Below are 15,094 nucleotides of genomic sequence, written 5' to 3' on the forward strand. Positions count from 1 at the left end.
GAGGTCGCCCCGGGACTCACCGGGACAAGGCAGGACAAGGGTTTCAGCCCTTTTTTGACGGCGCTTCGGCACGAATGGACAACGCGTGGATATCGGTCTCCATCAGGGTGCCCAAGGCGTTGTAGACCGCGCGATGGCGCGCAAGCGGCAGCTTGCCTTCGAAGGCCGCGCTGACCACGTGGACATTGAAGTGCCCGCGCCCATCGCGCGCGCCCTCATGCCCGGCGTGGCGGTGGCTGTCGTCCTCCACCTCCAGCAGTTCCGGATCGAAGGCGGCCTGCAGCGCCGCCCGGATCATCTCCACCCGGCTCATGGCAGCACCTTGCGGAACGGGCGGACCTCGGTGCGCACATACACCCCGGCCTCCACATACGGATCGGCCGCCGCCCAGTTCTGGGCTTCGGTGAGCGAATCGAACGCGGCGATCACCACGCTGCCGCTGAAGCCGGCCGGGCCCGGGTCTTCACTGTCGATGGCCGGGCACGGGCCGGCCAGCAGCAGCCGCCCCTCGTCGCACAGGGCCTGCAGACGGGCAAGATGGGCCGGCCGGGCCGACAGGCGGGCGGCCAGCACATCGGTGCCGTCATAGCCTTCAATCACATACCACACGGGCAACTCCTGGGGTTCAGCTAAACAAGCGCCGCGATTCTAGCCCGCCTCGCTGGACACTGCCGTTGTGAAGCCGTACTCTTGACCACATTGCACGTGGCTGGACGCAGCAACCCTGTGGCTACAGGGCCCCACTGCCCCACACCAGCACACGTAGACGACCTCCCGTAGTTCTGTCGCTGCATTTGAGCAGCGCGTCCTGCTGCTGTTTGAAATGTCATGGCTAGCGATCCTGCCGCCCGGGTGTTCCGGTTGCGCCAGGCGCAGCAAACTGGTCCGTTGCAATACCGACGTCAATCTTGATGACCTCTGAACTCGCGCTCGACGCGAACCCGCAAATCCGGCCGACCGCCCCTCAGCAGCAGGAAATGCCGCTGGCCGTGGTGCATGGGCAACCGGTCCTGCAGATTCCGCAGGACCTGTACATCCCGCCGGATGCGCTGGAAGTCATCCTGGATGCCTTCGAAGGTCCGTTGGACCTGCTGCTTTACCTGATCCGCCGGCAGAACCTGGATATCCTGGATATTCCGGTGGCCGAGATCACCCGCCAGTACGTCGAATACATCAACGTCATGCAGGAGCTGCGCTTCGAACTGGCGGCCGAATACCTGGTGATGGCGGCGATCCTGGCCGAAGTGAAGTCGCGGATGCTGCTGCCGCGGCCGCCCAGCGTGGAAGGCGAGGAAGCCGACCCGCGTGCGGAGCTGGTGCGCCGGCTGCAGGAGTACGAACGTTTCAAGCAGGCTGCCGAGGACATCGACGCCCTGCCCCGCCAGGACCGCGACACCAGCCTGGCCCATGCCTTCGTGCCCGACCGCGCGGCGATCAAGCTGCCGCCGCCGGTGGACCTGAAGGAAATGCTGATGGCGCTGCACGACGTGCTCAAGCGCGCCGAGCTGTTCACCGGCCACGCGATCAAGCGCGAGGCCCTGAGTGTCCGCCAGCGCATGGGCGATGTGCTGGGCCGTCTGGAAGACGGCAGGTTCTACCGGTTTGAAACGCTGTTCACCGCCGAAGAAGGCAAGCTGGGGGTGCTGGTCACCTTCCTGGCCCTGCTGGAACTGGCCAAGGAACAGCTGCTGGACATCGTCCAGGAAGCTCCGCTGGCGCCGATCTACGTCAAGTCACTGGCCGCCGGCAACACCAACGAACCGCTGCAGTTCAACAGCGAGTTCGACGACAACGACGCCGCCAACGACCCTGACTGAGCACCCGACCCACGCATGGATCAACCGCTGATCAACCGTATTGTCGAAGGGGCGCTGCTGGCTTCCAGCCAGCCGCTGACCCTGGCCCAGCTGCAGGGCCTGTTCCCGGAAGAAGAGCCGGCGCCGCCGGGCAGCATCGAACGCGCGCTGGAACTGCTGCGCGAAGGCTGCGCCGACCGTGGCGTGGAGCTGGTCGAGGTGGCCTCCGGCTTCCGCTTCCAGGTCACCAACGAAGTCCACGGCTTCATCACCCGGCTGTGGACCGAGCGCAAGACCCGCTACACCCGTGCCACCCTGGAAACGCTGGCGCTGATTGCCTACCGCCAGCCGATCACCCGCGGCGAGATCGAACAGGTCCGTGGCGTGGCGGTCAGCAGCAACATCATCCAGGCCCTGGAAGAACGCGAATGGATCCGCGTCATCGGCCACCGCGACGTGCCCGGCAAGCCGGCGCTGTTCGGCACCACCAAGGGCTTCCTGGATTACTTCGGGCTCAAGCGCCTGGACGAGCTGCCGCCGCTGTCCGAGCTGCGCGACCTGGGCGAACTGGAACCGCAGCTGCCGCTGGACAACGACGGCCAGCTGGCCGGCCGGATCGCCGCCGGCGTGGCGGACCCGGACGCCGAACCGCAACCGGAAACCATCCCGGAACCGGAATCCGAACCGGAACCCGAACAGGACCCGGCCACTGCCCGTTCCGCCGCCCGCGCCGCCCTGATGGCCGCGCGACTGGCGGAACAGGACGCCGAGTCAGACAATAGTGATACCCCATCCCATGCGTCGCCGTCGCTCCCCGACGACGACGCGGATACAACCGCCAGCGATGGCGAGCCCGATACCGTGCCGGGACCCCGCGCGGCGCACCAGAACGAAACCGAAAACAACGCCGTCGCGAAGACGACCGTGGCTGTTGACGAAGCCGATCCCGAACCAGAGGCCGACGAAACCGTCGCCGGCCGGAGCCAAGTAAATGAGTGACACCCCCCGCAAGCTGTCGTTGAACAAGCTTTCGCTCAAGCGCGAAAACGAAACCGAACAGCCCAAGCTCGAAGAGCGTCTGCACAAGGTGCTGGCCCAGGCCGGCCTCGGCTCGCGCCGCGCGCTGGAACAGCGCATCGCCGATGGTCTGGTCAAGGTCAACGGCGAAGTCGCCCAGACCGGCCAGTCGATCAAGAGCGGCGATAAGGTTGAACTGGACGGCCGTGGCTTTGTCGCCACCGCGCTGACCGAAACCTCGCGCGTGCTGGCTTACAACAAGCCCGAAGGCGAAGTAACGACCCGCGAAGATCCCGAAGGCCGCCCGACCGTGTTCGAAGCGCTGCCGGCCCTGAAGGGCGCGCGCTGGATCGCCATCGGCCGCCTGGACATCAACACCACCGGCCTGCTGCTGGCCACCACCGATGGCGAACTCGCCAATGCGATGATGCACCCCTCCTACGAGGTCGAGCGCGAATACGTCGTGCGCGTGCGTGCACCGGAAGGCGAAGAGAAGGTGCCAGACAGCATCGTCGACCGCCTCTCCCGTGGCGTGGCGCTGGAAGACGGCCCGGCCAAGTTCGACGAGATCGAACGCATCGGCGGCACCGATTCGCACGACTGGTTCCGCGTGGTCGTCAAGGAAGGCCGCAACCGCGAAGTGCGCCGCCTGTGGGAATCGCAGGGCTGCCAGGTGAGCCGCCTCAAGCGCACCCGCTACGGCAAGGTCTCGCTGCCGCGCGAACTGCTGCGTGGCCAGTCGGTCGAACTGCCGGCCAAGCAGGTTGAAGCGCTGCGCGCCGAACTGAAGCTGGAAGAAGGCGCCCCCTCGGCGCTGACCCTGCAGCCGGTGATCGGCCAGCGCCGCGCCGCCAAGACCACCGTGCGCGTGTCGCGCGAAGGCGGTCGTGGCAATGCCTACGTCAATGGCCACAACCAGGCCGACGAAGGCCGCGAACTGCGTCGTTTCGACAACGTGCGCGAAGACCGCGGCCGTGGTCGCGGCGGCAAGGGCGGCGGCTTCAAGGGTGGCCTGACGGTCACCGGCGAAGCGGCGGCCAAGCAGTCGCAGCGCCCGTTCAAGCAGCGCCCGGACAAGGGCAACCGCGCCCTGCCCGAAGGCAACCCGGCCGCGTTCCGCAGCTGGTACGTGCCCGATGGCGTGAGCACCGGCCCGAGCAACCACCGCAACGCCGGTCCGGGCGCAGCCCGTGGCCCGGGCGCACGTGGTCCGGGTGCCGGCGCAGGCGCCGGTGGCCAGGGCCGTCCGTACGGCAAGCCGAAGGGTCCGGGCGGCGCAGGCGGCCAGGGCCGTGGCGCCTACGGTGAGCGCAGCAGCGGCGGCTTTGGTGGCGAAGGTCGCGGTGAAAACCGTGGCGGCTACGGCGGCCAGGGCCGTCCGGCCGGTGCCGGTGCCGGCGCGGGCAACCGCAGCGGCCAGGGCGCACAGCGCCACCCGTACGGTCACCCGGGCAATGCCCCGAGCTTCCCGTCCGATCATGCCAATCCGGGCGCCAGCCCGTACGGCACGCCCCGCCCCGCCGGCCGTCCCGGCGGCAATCGCGGCCCCGGTGGCCCGGGTGGCAACCGTGGTCCGGGCGGTCCCGGCGCACGGGGTCCTGGCGGCCCGGGTGGCAACCGTGGCCCGGGTGGCAACCGTGGCCCGGGTGGCCCCGGTGCACGCGGCCCCGGTGGTCCCGGCGGTCGTCCCGGCGGCGCACGCCCGGGTGGCAGCCGCGGTCCCGGTGGCGGTGGCCACCGTGGCGGCGGCCCGCGCGGCGGCTGATGCATGAAAAAAACCCGGTCATTGACCGGGTTTTTTTTCGTCGCTATCGGTTCCAGCCCCAATCGGCAATCTTGTAGTACGTAGCGTCGTGGTCGGGCGTGACGAAGACGGCATGGATACCGCCATTGCGGCTGCCACCGGTCACGATGCGCCAGTTTTCGTAGGGGTGCCCTTTGCCCCACATCACCGGATAACGGTGATAGAAGTTGCCAGTACGGTCGGGCGGAAGCAGCCCTTTGGGGTTGTCGAATCGTTTGGAGATTCCCACCTTTGAAGGGTCCGGGGTGGTTCCGCGCGGCCCGAATTGACGGATTTCGACGATCCTGTCCCGGACCGGAGATGGAAGGTCGCCCATGCGCTTCATCACCATGCCGGTCTTGTCACGATGGATGACGCCCTTGGCGTCCGCCGGCGAAAGTGTCGGCGCCGCACGTTGCGCACTTGCAGGCGTTGCCCGCGCTGGAGTGCGCGGCGCCGCCGGTGCGGTGCGCGCGACCGGATTCCGCCAGGTTGCGGCTGACGTGCCTGGACCGGGCGTGTTGAGATGCATCCGCTGATAGCGCCCGGCCATGCCCACGCCAGCCATCAACCCTACCGCTGCGATCGCGCCACCGATGATCCACGGAAGCGCGCTGCTGCCGCCGTCATCGCGGTCGCCTGCGCCGGCCGACGCCGCGATGCCCGCCCCGCCTACGCCTGCCACCAGGCCGAGCAGCATCACCGGCAGCGCGAACTTCCCGCTGGGGTCGCCGTAGTTGAGCGGATCGCCGCCACAGTAGGCGTAGGCGTTGATTCCACCGCGGCCGAACGGGCTGAGCCGGTCAGGGCTATGGAAGCGGTGCAATACCGGGTTGTACACACGGCGGCCGTTACCCAGAATCTGCCAGTAGGCGGCAGGCTCGTGCAGCTGGCCATTGAAGCCAAGGCGCGTGAACCGGTTCGCGCGCGTGCTGGTTTGAAGCGACATGGATTCACCCCTCGCGTAACCCCCGCAGGCGGGGATAGTGTCGGTGCGGAGGGTGTTTTTGGGGCGTGATGGGTCAGCGGCGTTCGATGGTGAAGCGGCTGCCGGCTACGCCGAGGTCCCAGCCCTTGCCGGTACCTGCCAGGGCGAGCGATACGTCGCCCTTGGTGACGACCTGCGCGCTGCTGGATTTGTCCGCGCCGGCGTGGGCTTCGACGGCGGCGTAGGAGCCGATCAGGTCGTCGACCGAATAGGCGCCGGAGAATCTGCCCTTGCCATCGGTGATCTTGGACTTGCCTACGGTCAGGCCGCCGCCCTTGACGCTGATCTTGACCGGAATGCGCGCACCGTTGTCGCAGGTGATCGTGCCCGTGCCCGAGGCGGTCTTGTAGATCACCGACCAACCGGCCAGGGAGTAATGCAGCTCGCAGTCGATGTTGCCGGCGGCCTGCGCGGCCGGAACCGCAGCCATGCTGGCGAAGGCGAACAGGGCCAGGGAAAGCTTCTTCATAGCGGTGCGCTCGTACGGAGTGGGAACGAAGCCGAATCTAGCAGTGCCGGCGTCGCGCCGGCATGAGGCCCTTCCACGGCATGCAATCGCCATTCACCTACCGCCCGCCAACGGCCGCCGCAATGTCGATCGATGTGCGGATCAGCCCAGGGTAAAGGTGTCTGCGTCCAGCATCGCCGGGAAGCGGGCGCGGTGCGCGGCGAGCGCTGCCGCGGAAATGGTGGTGGTGACCACCTGCTCGCGCTCGCGGATCTCCACCTGCGGCTGCCCGAGGAAATCGATCACCGCGCTGTCGCCGGCGTAATGCAGGTCGTTGCCGTCCACGCCCACGCGGTTGACCGCCGCGACGTAGCACAGGTTTTCAATCGCGCGCGCGCGCAGCAGGGTGCGCCAGGGATACGCACGCGCCGACGGCCAGTTGGCCACGAAGATCTGCAGGTCGAAGTCCAGGTCGTCGGCACGCTCCACGTTGTAGCGGTTGCGGCAGAACACCGGGAAGCGCAGGTCGTAGCAGACCTGCGGATTGATCCGCCAGCCTTTCCATTCCACGCTCAGCCGCTCGCTGCCGGCGGCATAGCGCAGGTGCTCATTGCCGTAGCGGAACAGGTGGCGCTTGTCGTAATACTGCAGCCCACCGTCCGGCGTGGCCCACAGCAGCCGGTTGTACACGCCCTCGCCCACCCGCAGCTGTACGCTGCCGGTCACCGCAGCACCCAACCCCACCGCCTGCTCGCGGATCCAGGCCACGGTGGGGCCGTCCATGCCTTCGGCACGGAAGATCGCGTCATTGGAAAAACCACTGGTGAAGGTTTCCGGCAGGATCACCAGATCGGTCTGCCCGGCCAGCGGCGCCAGCAGCGCGCCGTAGTATTCGCGGTTGCCCTCAGGGTCGTGCCAGCGGGTATCGCCCTGGACCAGGCTGATGCGCAGATCGGGACGGTTGGCGGTACCCATCACAGCACCTGCAGGCGTTCGATCGCCGCGCTGAGCGTGGCGTCGTTCTTGGCAAAGCACAGCCGCACCAGGCGCTGGCCTTCCGGCGCCGTTTCGTAGAACGGCGACAGCGGAATGGCGGCCACGCCCTTTTCGATGGTCAGCCACTTCACGAACTCATGGTCCGGCAGGTCGCTGATGGCCGAATAGTCCACCAGCTGGAAGTACCCGCCCGGCACCGGCAGCGGCTTCAGGCGCGTGGTGAGCAGCTGCTCGCGGAACGCATCGCGCTTGGCCTGGTAGAACGCGCCCAGTTCCAGGTGGTGTTCCGGCTCGTCGCGGATCATCGCGGCAAAACCGTACTGGGCCGGGCCAAAGCTGGTGAAGGTGTTGTACTGGTGCACCTTGCGGAATTCGGCGCTCATCGCCGGCGGCGCCACCGCATAGCCGATCTTCCAGCCGGTGCAGTGGTAGGTCTTGCCGAAGCTGGAAATGACGAAGGCGCGCTCGCGCAGTTCGGGGTAGCGCAGCGCCGACTCGTGGCGGCGGCCGTCGTAGATGATGTGTTCGTAGACTTCGTCGGAAATCAGGTAGATCCCGGTGCCGCGCAGCACGTCGGCCAGGGCCTGCATGTCATCGGCCGTGAGCATGGCGCCGGACGGGTTGTGCGGGGTGTTGACCATCAGCAGGCGGGTGCGCGGGGTGATGGCGGCGCGCACGCGGTCCCAGTCGACCGCGAAGGTCTGCGGGTCCAGCGGCACGTGCACGGCGCGGGCGCCGGCCAGGTCGATGGCCGGTTCGTAGCAGTCGTACGCCGGGTCCAGCACGATCACTTCCTCGCCGGGGCGGACCACGGCGTGGATGGCGTTGAAGATCGCCTCGGTGGCGCCGCTGGTGACGGTGATTTCGGTGTCGGGGTCGATCTGGGCGCCATACAGGTCCAGCGACTTCTGGGCGATGGCCTGGCGCAGCGGGGCCACGCCGGTCATCGGCGGGTACTGGTTCAGCCCGCCGTGCATGGCCTTGACGGTTTCATCGATCAGGCGCTGCGGCGCGGAGAAGTCCGGGAACCCCTGACCCAGGTTGACCGCGCCGTGTTCGGCCGCCAGCTGGGACATCACGGTGAAAATGGTGGTGCCCACCTTGGGCAGCTTGGTCTGGGGGTTCATCGGCAACCGGGGGATCAAAGGCGGAGACCCCGAAGTGTACGAAATCTGGAGGCCGAGGCCTCGGCCATTGGGTTCGGGATCGATCCGCCGGTACACTGCGCCGATGCTGAATTCTTCGAATACCCCTCCGTTGCTGGCCGCGCATGGCCTGGCCTTCAGTCGCAACGATGAACCGGTGTTCGGGCCGCTCGACCTCCAGGTCGATGCGGGTGAGGCGCTGCTGGTGCAGGGCGACAACGGCGCCGGCAAGACCACCCTGCTGCGGGTGCTGGCCGGGCTGCTGCGCCCGGGCAGCGGGACGATCCAGATCGATGGGCGCCCGGCCGGGCACCGCGAGCGCGCCCAGTTCGTGGCGTACCTGAGCCACCTGCCCGGCCTCAAGCCCGACCTGGACACGCTGGAGAACCTGAATTTCCTGTGCGGCCTGCACGGCCGGCGCGCGCGGCAGATGCCGGGCAACGCGCTGGCCATCGTGGGCCTGGCTGGCTTCGAGAACACATTGGTGCGGCAATTGTCGGCCGGGCAGAAGCGGCGGCTGGCGCTGGCCCGCATCTGGCTGTCGCCGGCGCCGCTGTGGCTGCTGGACGAGCCGTACGCGAACCTGGACCTGGACGGCATCAACCTGGTGAACCGGATGATTTCAGCGCACCTGCGCAGCGGCGGGGCGGCCCTGGTCACCACGCACGGTGCGTATGCCGCGCCGCCGGTGCGGACCCGGCTGCTGCATCTGGGGGGTGCCGGCCAGGCCGTGGCCGGGCAGAGCCCGGTGCTGCCGGAGGTGCGCGCATGATCGCACCTGGCACCGAACCCGGCCTGTGGCAGACCGCACGCGCCCTGGCCGGGCGCGACCTGCGCCTGCTGTGGCGCCGCCGCGGCGATGCGCTGCAGCCGCTGCTGTTTGCGCTGCTGGTGGTGGTGCTGTTTGCGCTGGCGCTGGGCCGCGATCCGCCGCTGATGGCGCAGGTGGCCGCTGCGGTGCTGTGGCTGGCGGTGCTGCTGGCCGGGCAGCTTTCGCTCGACAGCCTGTTCCGCAGCGACGCCGAGGATGGCTCGCTGGAACAGTGGCTGCTGGCGCCGGTGCCGCTGGCCTGGCTGGTGCTGGTGCGGGTGCTGGTGCACTGGGCCACCACCGCCCTGCCGATGATCGTGGTGAGCCCGCTGCTGGCCGAAATGCTGCATCTGCCACATGACCAACTGCCGATATTGCTGGCATCGTTGCTGCTCGGCACGCCGCTGCTCAGCCTGATCGGCGGGGTGGTGGCAGCGCTGACAGTGAGCATCCGTCGCTCTGGTATTCTCGTGGCGTTGCTGGCGTTGCCGCTGTTCGTGCCGGTGCTGGTGTTTGGTGCAGGCAGTGTGGCGGCCGCCGCGCGAGGACAGGATCCGGTGGGGGCGTTGCTGCTGCTGGGTGCCGGGTTGGTGGTGGCGCTGGTGTTGGCGCCGTTGGCGACTGCTGCGGCCATCAGGATTTCATTGAGTTGATGTGCAAGTGGATTGCGCTGCTTCGTTCGTCATGACACGCATGGCGTGTCACTACGTGTTTGTTGCTTTCTAGCTGGATAGCCATCGCTGCATGAATAGCCTTGTCCGCTGGTTCCACCAACTCGGTTCGCCCCCCACCTTCGACCGCTTCGCGTCGCGCTGGTCGCGTGTGTTCACCATCGCGGCCCTGCCGGTCCTGCTGATCGGCATCTGGCAGGGCATCTTCGTGGTGCCGGCCGAGCAGACCCAGGGCGACGCCTTCCGCATCATCTACATCCACGTGCCCAGCGCGTGGATGAGCCTGTTCGTGTTCGCCTTGATGGCGCTGTATTCGGCCATCGCGCTGGTCTGGCGGATCAAGATCTGCGAGATCCTGGCGATGGCCTGCGCGCCGATGGGCGCCGGCTTCACCCTCATCACCCTGCTCACCGGCAGCATCTGGGGCAAAGGCACCTGGGGCACGTGGTGGGATTGGGACCCGCGCATGACCAGCGAACTGATCCTGCTGTTCCTGTACCTGGGCGTGATCGGCCTGTACCACGCCATTGAAGACCGACGCAGTGCCGCGCGGGCTGCGGGCCTGCTGGCCATCGTCGGCGTGGGCCTGCTGCCGATCATCCGTTACTCGGTCGACTGGTGGGGTGGCCTGCACCAGCGCCAGTCGGTGAATGTGTTTGGCGAGAACGCCGTGCGCCCGGAGCTGATCGCGCCGCTGTGGTGGATGGTGGTCGCCACCAAGCTGTGGTTCGTCGGCTCGCTGCTGGCCAAGGCGCGTGCCGACAACCTCAGCCGCGAAGCCGGCAAGGCCTGGGTGGCGCAACGCCTGGGCACCGAGCCTGCCGGGGAGCTGCAACGATGACGCATGTCGGGTTCATTGCCGCCGCGTACGCGGTGTTCGTGCTGGTGCTGGCGGCCGACGCGCTGGGTTCCTGGCTGCGGCTGCGCAGCGCGCGTCGCCAAGCCCTTCAGCGCCAGCAGCGCCAGGCCGCGCGCGACCAGCGCACGCCGGGCACGCCGCTGGCCACGGAGCTGAGCCGATGACGCCGGTACAGCGCCGCCGCCTGGTCTGGGTGCTGCTGCTCCTGCTTGCATCCGGTCTTGCCACCACGCTGGTGGCGTTCGCGCTCCAGCGCAACATCGCCTATCTGTACACGCCTTCGGAAGTGCTGCGCGGCGAACAGGGCACCCAATCCAATTTCCGCCTCGGCGGCATGGTGGTCAAAGGCTCGTTCCAGCGCGCCGAAGGCTCGCTGGAGGCCCACTTCGTGGTGACCGATGGCGATGCCACGTTGCCGGTGACCACCTCGCGGATCCTGCCGGACATGTTCCGCGAAGATTCGGCCGTGGTCGCGCTGGGCACTCTGAAAAACGGCGTGTTCGTGGCCGATGAAGTGCTGGCCAAGCACGACGAGAACTACATTCCCAAGGAAGTGGCCGACAAGATGGGCGCGGCCCACACCAAGCACGACGTGCCGATGCCGGCAGTGGAGACACGCTGAGTGCTGCCTGAGCTGGGGCAGGTACTGCTGGTCTGTGCGCTGCTGGCCGCCCTGCTGCAGGCGGTGCTGCCGCTGTGGGGCGCGCAGCGCGGGCGCAGGCCGTGGATGGCCGTGGCCGTCCCGGCCGCCTTCGCGCAGCTGGTGCTGGTGGCCGGCGCATTCGCGCTGCTGACCGTCGCCTTCGTGCAGCAGGACTTCTCGGTGCGCTACGTGGCCGAAAACTCCAATACCCTGCTGCCGCTGGCGTATCGCTATTCGGCCGTATGGGGCGCGCACGAAGGCTCACTGTTGATGTGGGTGCTGGTGCTGGCGCTGTGGGGCGGCGCGGTGGCGCTGTGGTCCAAGCGCCTGCCAGACACCGTGCGCGCGCGCGTGCTGGGCGTGATGGGCATCATCAGCATGGGCTTCATCGCCTTCCTGTTCTTCACCTCCAATCCGTTCGCGCGGCTGCTGCCGGCACCGCTGGAAGGCCGCGACCTCAACCCGCTGCTGCAGGACCCGGGGCTGATCATCCACCCGCCGATGCTGTACATCGGCTATGTGGGCTTTGCGGTGCCGTTCGCGTTTGCCATTGCCGCGCTGCTGGATGGCCACGTGGATGCACGCTGGCTGCGTTGGACCCGACCGTGGACCAATGTTGCCTGGGGCTTTCTCACCCTGGGCATCGCGCTCGGCAGCTGGTGGGCGTACTACGAACTGGGCTGGGGCGGCTGGTGGTTCTGGGACCCGGTGGAAAATGCCAGCTTCATGCCGTGGCTGGCCGGCGCCGCGCTGATCCATTCGCAGGCCGTGACTGAAAAGCGCGGCAGCTTCGCCAGCTGGACACTGCTGCTGGCCATCGCCGCCTTCGCACTGTCCCTGCTGGGCGCGTTCCTGGTGCGCTCGGGCGTGCTCACCAGCGTGCACTCCTTCGCCGCCGATCCCTCGCGTGGCGCCTTCATCCTGGTCTTCCTGGCTTTGGTAATCGGTGCGGCGCTGCTGCTGTATGCGCTGCGCGCCGGCGCACTGGGCAGCGATGATCCGCGCCGTGGCTTCATGCCCACCTCGCGCGAGACCCTGCTGCTGGCCAACAACCTGCTGCTGGCCGGCGCCTGCGCCATGGTGCTGCTGGGCACCCTGTATCCGTTGCTGGCCGATGCGCTGGGGCTGGGCAAGGTCTCGGTGGGCCCGCCTTACTTCGGCACCCTGTTCATCGTGCTGATGGCGCCGCTGGTGGCGCTGCTGCCGTTCGGGCCGCTGGTGAACTGGCAGCGCGACCAGGCCTCGAGGCGGCTGGCGCTGCTGGCGCCGTGGGCTGGGTTGGCCCTGCTGCTGGGCGTGCTCGCCTGGTTCGTGGCCCCGCAGGGCAAGCTCAAGGCCGCCGCCGGCGTGGCCGCAGCGGCGTGGGTTGCCTTGGGCACCGCGCGTTTCATCTGGACCCGCCTGCGTGGCAACGGCCGCTTCAACGCCGAGATGGTCGGCATGCTGCTGGCCCATACCGGCGTGGCGGTGTTCCTGGTTGGCGCGTTGCTGGTGGAAGCGCTGAACGTGCAGCGCGAAGTGGCGCTCAGCCCCGGGCACGACCTGGAGGTGAGCGGCTACACCCTGCGCTTTGAAGGCGTGGACCACCAGCAGGGCCCCAACTACGTATCCGACCGCGGCCATGTGCGCGTGCTGCAGGGCGGGCGTGAACTGGCCCTGCTGCACCCGGAAAAACGCGCCTACGCCAGCGGCGGGCAGATGATGACCGAAGCCGGCATCCATGCGCGCGTGCGCGGCGATGTGTACGTGGCACTGGGCGAGCCGCTGGGCAACAATGCATGGGCCGTGCGCGTGCATATCAAACCCTTCGTGCGCTGGGTCTGGCTGGGCGCATTGCTGATGGCGCTGGGCGGCTTCGTCACCGCCGCCGACCGCCGCTTCCGTCGTTTCCAGGAGTAGTACCGTGTCCGATCCCCGCCCCGCCTCCCGCCCGCTGCCTCCGGTCGCCATCGTCATCGGGGTGCTGTTCTTCTTCGGGCTGCTCGGGTTGATGGTGTACGGGGTGATGAAGTCCGGCGCGCCCGACCGCGACATCCTGCCCTCGGCGCTGATCGGCAAGCCCGCGCCTGCGTTCGCGCTGCCGGTCCTGCACGACCCGTCCATCACCGTGCACAGCAGCGAACTGCGCGGCGCGCCGTATGTGCTGAACGTGTGGGGCAGCTGGTGCGCGGCCTGCCGCGAGGAACACCCCATCCTGACCCGGTTTGCCGAAACCAAGCGCGTGCGCGTGATCGGCTACAACTGGAAGGACGAGCCGGCCGATGCGCTGCGCTGGCTGGAACAGCTGGGCAACCCGTTCGTGCTGGTGCTGAGCGACATCGAAGGCCGCACCGCGATCGACTGGGGCGTGACCGCCGCGCCGGAAACCTTCCTGGTCGACGCCAGCGGCGTGGTGCGCTGGAAGTACAGCGGCGCGCTCACCCAGCGCGTGATCGATACGAAGTTGTTGCCGGAACTGGAGAAACTGGAAGGTGCGAATGCCCAGCCGCGTAATGCGTTGCCGCCTGCGGAGTGATTCGGGCGCTGAAGGCCGCACGACCAACGGTCGTGCGCTACCGGCCGACGGCGCGCAATGGCGGCCGGCCGACGGCGGGCAATGGCGGCCTACCGACGGCGGGCAATGGCTGCCTACCGACGGTGGGCAATGGCTGCCTACCGACGGTGGGCAATGGCTACCTACCGACGGTGGGCAATGGCTACCTACCGACGGTGGGCAATGGCTACCGACCGGTAGCGCACGACCGTTGGTCGTGCGCCCAGCAACGCCGGCATGGGGCGGGCGCCCCGTGCCGGCGCTCTTCAGCCTGTGGGTTGCTCTGGCGGTAGCGCTGCTGTTGATGCCGGCACTCGCGCTGGCACAGGCCGTATCCGACCCGACCCCGCTGCAGTACCGCGATGCCGCGGAAGAAGCGCGCTTCCATGCGCTGGCCGCCGAACTGCGCTGCGTGCAGTGCCAGAACCAGTCGCTGGCCGATTCCAACGCACAGATCGCCCATGACCTGCGCCGCGAAGTGCTCACGCTGATGCAGCAGGGCAACAGCGATGCGCAGATCAAGCAGTTCCTAGTGGAGCGCTACGGCGAATTCGTGCTGTACCGTCCGGCCATGGACACGCGCAACAGCCTGCTCTGGTTCGGCCCGCTGGTGCTGGTGCTCGGCGGTGCCGGGGTGCTGGTGTGGGTGGTACGCCGGCGCAGCCGCCAAGTGCAGCCCATGGGCGAAAGCGAGGAGCGCTGGTGAGCGAATGGATGCAGGTGATTGCCGGGCTGTGTGCCGCCGTGGTGGCGATGGTGGTGCTGTGGCCGCTGCGCAGCAGCGGGAAGCGCGCACCGTTCGTGGCGGCGGTGATCGCCATCGGCGTGGCCGGCGTGGCGCTGTACCTGCTGGTGGGCACGCCGAAGGCCGTGGATGTCGTCGCCGACGAGGGACCGGCCACGCTGCAGCAGGGCGTGCGCGAGCTGGAGCAGGCGCTGGAACGCGAACCGCAGCGCGCCGATGGCTGGGCGTTGCTGGGCCGTTCCGAGTTGGCGCTGGGCAATACCGAAAAAGCGAACCAGGCGTTTTCCCGCGCCGTTGCGCTCGCGCCGGATGAAGCGCCACTACTGGTGGAAGCCGCACAGGCGCGTGCACAGGGCGATGCGGGCAAGCAGTTCGACGACACCGCATTGCAGTGGTTGAAGCATGCGCAACAAGTGGACCCGACAAGCGAGCGCGCGGGTTGGCTGATCGGCATTGCCCAGCGCCAGCGTGGGCAGGATGCGGAAGCGGCCGCTACGTGGGAGGCACTGCTTCCCCGCCTGGAACCGGCGGCGGCCGCAGCGCTACGCGAGCAGATCGCCATTGCGCGGGAGAAGGCGGGCATGCCGGCGCCGGCTGACGCCCCTGCGCCATCGGTGGGGCTGGATATCGAGGTGACGCTGGGTCCGACGTCTGCGGGA

Annotated in this window: 18 protein-coding genes; 12 read left to right on the forward strand and 6 right to left on the reverse strand. The window is 68.1% G+C overall.

What is annotated here, in order from left to right:
* Positions 1-43 precede the first annotated feature (43 nt).
* Both ACQG3P_RS16515 and ACQG3P_RS16520 read right to left on the reverse strand, forming a co-directional pair.
* Positions 44-313, reverse strand: a complete 270-nt coding sequence (locus ACQG3P_RS16515; RefSeq protein ID WP_068853096.1) for a BolA family protein — start codon at positions 311-313, stop codon at positions 44-46.
* Positions 310-609 (reverse strand): YciI family protein, encoded by a 300-nt coding sequence (locus ACQG3P_RS16520; protein WP_426805654.1) that lies wholly within the window; start codon positions 607-609, stop codon positions 310-312. Before ACQG3P_RS16520 ends, ACQG3P_RS16515 begins: the two co-directional genes overlap by 4 nt.
* 302 nt (positions 610-911) lie before the next feature.
* Here ACQG3P_RS16520 and ACQG3P_RS16525 point away from each other — a divergent pair, with 302 nt between their 5' ends.
* Genes ACQG3P_RS16525 through ACQG3P_RS16535 form a run of 3 tightly spaced genes read left to right on the forward strand, consistent with a single transcriptional unit; the run spans position 912 to position 4,578 of the window.
* Positions 912-1,817 (forward strand): segregation and condensation protein A, encoded by a 906-nt coding sequence (locus ACQG3P_RS16525; protein ID WP_068853099.1) that lies wholly within the window; start codon positions 912-914, stop codon positions 1,815-1,817.
* A gap of 15 nt (positions 1,818-1,832) precedes the next feature.
* Entirely contained in the window at positions 1,833-2,795 is a 963-nt protein-coding gene (gene scpB, locus ACQG3P_RS16530) for an SMC-Scp complex subunit ScpB (RefSeq protein WP_426805655.1), read from the forward strand.
* Positions 2,788-4,578, forward strand: a complete 1,791-nt coding sequence (locus tag ACQG3P_RS16535; protein WP_426805656.1) for a pseudouridine synthase — start codon at positions 2,788-2,790, stop codon at positions 4,576-4,578. Before scpB ends, ACQG3P_RS16535 begins: the two co-directional genes overlap by 8 nt.
* 43 nt (positions 4,579-4,621) lie before the next feature.
* Here the strand turns inward: ACQG3P_RS16535 and ACQG3P_RS16540 are convergent, their stop codons facing one another.
* The 4 genes from ACQG3P_RS16540 to ACQG3P_RS16555 all read right to left on the reverse strand — a co-directional run bounded on the left by ACQG3P_RS16540 (position 4,622) and on the right by ACQG3P_RS16555 (position 8,155).
* Positions 4,622-5,545 (reverse strand): RHS repeat-associated core domain-containing protein, encoded by a 924-nt coding sequence (locus ACQG3P_RS16540; RefSeq protein WP_426805657.1) that lies wholly within the window; start codon positions 5,543-5,545, stop codon positions 4,622-4,624.
* A gap of 73 nt (positions 5,546-5,618) precedes the next feature.
* Complete coding sequence (locus ACQG3P_RS16545) at positions 5,619-6,053, reverse strand: hypothetical protein (RefSeq protein WP_068853112.1); 435 nt, start codon at positions 6,051-6,053, stop codon at positions 5,619-5,621.
* 141 nt (positions 6,054-6,194) lie between these two features.
* Positions 6,195-7,007 (reverse strand): amidohydrolase, encoded by an 813-nt coding sequence (locus tag ACQG3P_RS16550; protein WP_426805658.1) that lies wholly within the window; start codon positions 7,005-7,007, stop codon positions 6,195-6,197.
* Positions 7,007-8,155 carry a methionine aminotransferase gene (locus ACQG3P_RS16555; RefSeq protein WP_184126622.1) on the reverse strand — a complete coding sequence of 383 codons (1,149 nt, stop codon included), beginning with the start codon at positions 8,153-8,155 and terminating at the stop codon, positions 7,007-7,009. The genes ACQG3P_RS16550 and ACQG3P_RS16555 overlap by 1 nt, the downstream gene beginning before the upstream one ends.
* Positions 8,156-8,258: 103 nt before the next feature.
* Here ACQG3P_RS16555 and ccmA point away from each other — a divergent pair, with 103 nt between their 5' ends.
* The 9 genes from ccmA to ACQG3P_RS16600 form a co-directional block, all read left to right on the forward strand.
* Positions 8,259-8,945, forward strand: coding sequence for a heme ABC exporter ATP-binding protein CcmA (gene ccmA, locus ACQG3P_RS16560; protein ID WP_426805659.1), 687 nt, complete (start codon positions 8,259-8,261; stop codon positions 8,943-8,945).
* Positions 8,942-9,637, forward strand: a complete 696-nt coding sequence (ccmB, locus tag ACQG3P_RS16565) for a heme exporter protein CcmB (RefSeq protein ID WP_184126620.1) — start codon at positions 8,942-8,944, stop codon at positions 9,635-9,637. The genes ccmA and ccmB overlap by 4 nt, the downstream gene beginning before the upstream one ends.
* A gap of 91 nt (positions 9,638-9,728) precedes the next feature.
* Positions 9,729-10,496 carry a heme ABC transporter permease CcmC gene (gene ccmC, locus ACQG3P_RS16570; protein ID WP_426805660.1) on the forward strand — a complete coding sequence of 256 codons (768 nt, stop codon included), beginning with the start codon at positions 9,729-9,731 and terminating at the stop codon, positions 10,494-10,496.
* Positions 10,493-10,678 (forward strand): heme exporter protein CcmD, encoded by a 186-nt coding sequence (ccmD, locus tag ACQG3P_RS16575; RefSeq protein ID WP_093532489.1) that lies wholly within the window; start codon positions 10,493-10,495, stop codon positions 10,676-10,678. The genes ccmC and ccmD overlap by 4 nt, the downstream gene beginning before the upstream one ends.
* Positions 10,675-11,136, forward strand: a complete 462-nt coding sequence (ccmE, locus tag ACQG3P_RS16580; protein WP_426805661.1) for a cytochrome c maturation protein CcmE — start codon at positions 10,675-10,677, stop codon at positions 11,134-11,136. Before ccmD ends, ccmE begins: the two co-directional genes overlap by 4 nt.
* Positions 11,137-13,056 (forward strand): heme lyase CcmF/NrfE family subunit, encoded by a 1,920-nt coding sequence (locus tag ACQG3P_RS16585; RefSeq protein ID WP_426805662.1) that lies wholly within the window; start codon positions 11,137-11,139, stop codon positions 13,054-13,056. It begins immediately after the preceding gene.
* 34 nt (positions 13,057-13,090) lie between these two features.
* Complete coding sequence (locus ACQG3P_RS16590) at positions 13,091-13,672, forward strand: DsbE family thiol:disulfide interchange protein (protein WP_281066577.1); 582 nt, start codon at positions 13,091-13,093, stop codon at positions 13,670-13,672.
* A gap of 322 nt (positions 13,673-13,994) precedes the next feature.
* On the forward strand, positions 13,995-14,396 hold the full coding sequence (locus tag ACQG3P_RS16595; RefSeq protein WP_426805686.1) for a cytochrome c-type biogenesis protein: 402 nt from the start codon (positions 13,995-13,997) through the stop codon (positions 14,394-14,396).
* Positions 14,390-15,094, forward strand: a 705-nt coding sequence (locus tag ACQG3P_RS16600) for a tetratricopeptide repeat protein (RefSeq protein WP_426805687.1), incomplete at its 3' end; no start/stop codon positions are given. The genes ACQG3P_RS16595 and ACQG3P_RS16600, both read left to right, overlap by 7 nt.

It is taken from the genome of Stenotrophomonas sp. SrG (assembly GCF_050031795.1).
Classification (GTDB): Bacteria; Pseudomonadota; Gammaproteobacteria; order Xanthomonadales; family Xanthomonadaceae; genus Stenotrophomonas; species Stenotrophomonas rhizophila_A.

Coding starts and splice junctions, on each gene's coding strand:
- ACQG3P_RS16515 (WP_068853096.1), bottom strand. CDS start 313: ATGAGCCGGGTGGAGATGATCCGGGCGGCGCTGCAGGCCGCCTTCGAT.
- ACQG3P_RS16525 (WP_068853099.1), top strand. CDS start 912: ATGACCTCTGAACTCGCGCTCGACGCGAACCCGCAAATCCGGCCGACC.
- ccmE (WP_426805661.1), top strand. CDS start 10,675: ATGACGCCGGTACAGCGCCGCCGCCTGGTCTGGGTGCTGCTGCTCCTG.
- ACQG3P_RS16550 (WP_426805658.1), bottom strand. CDS start 7,007: ATGGGTACCGCCAACCGTCCCGATCTGCGCATCAGCCTGGTCCAGGGC.
- scpB (WP_426805655.1), top strand. CDS start 1,833: ATGGATCAACCGCTGATCAACCGTATTGTCGAAGGGGCGCTGCTGGCT.
- ACQG3P_RS16540 (WP_426805657.1), bottom strand. CDS start 5,545: ATGTCGCTTCAAACCAGCACGCGCGCGAACCGGTTCACGCGCCTTGGC.
- ACQG3P_RS16545 (WP_068853112.1), bottom strand. CDS start 6,053: ATGAAGAAGCTTTCCCTGGCCCTGTTCGCCTTCGCCAGCATGGCTGCG.
- ccmC (WP_426805660.1), top strand. CDS start 9,729: ATGAATAGCCTTGTCCGCTGGTTCCACCAACTCGGTTCGCCCCCCACC.
- ACQG3P_RS16555 (WP_184126622.1), bottom strand. CDS start 8,155: ATGAACCCCCAGACCAAGCTGCCCAAGGTGGGCACCACCATTTTCACC.
- ACQG3P_RS16535 (WP_426805656.1), top strand. CDS start 2,788: ATGAGTGACACCCCCCGCAAGCTGTCGTTGAACAAGCTTTCGCTCAAG.
- ACQG3P_RS16595 (WP_426805686.1), top strand. CDS start 13,995: ATGCCGGCACTCGCGCTGGCACAGGCCGTATCCGACCCGACCCCGCTG.
- ccmB (WP_184126620.1), top strand. CDS start 8,942: ATGATCGCACCTGGCACCGAACCCGGCCTGTGGCAGACCGCACGCGCC.
- ccmA (WP_426805659.1), top strand. CDS start 8,259: ATGCTGAATTCTTCGAATACCCCTCCGTTGCTGGCCGCGCATGGCCTG.
- ccmD (WP_093532489.1), top strand. CDS start 10,493: ATGACGCATGTCGGGTTCATTGCCGCCGCGTACGCGGTGTTCGTGCTG.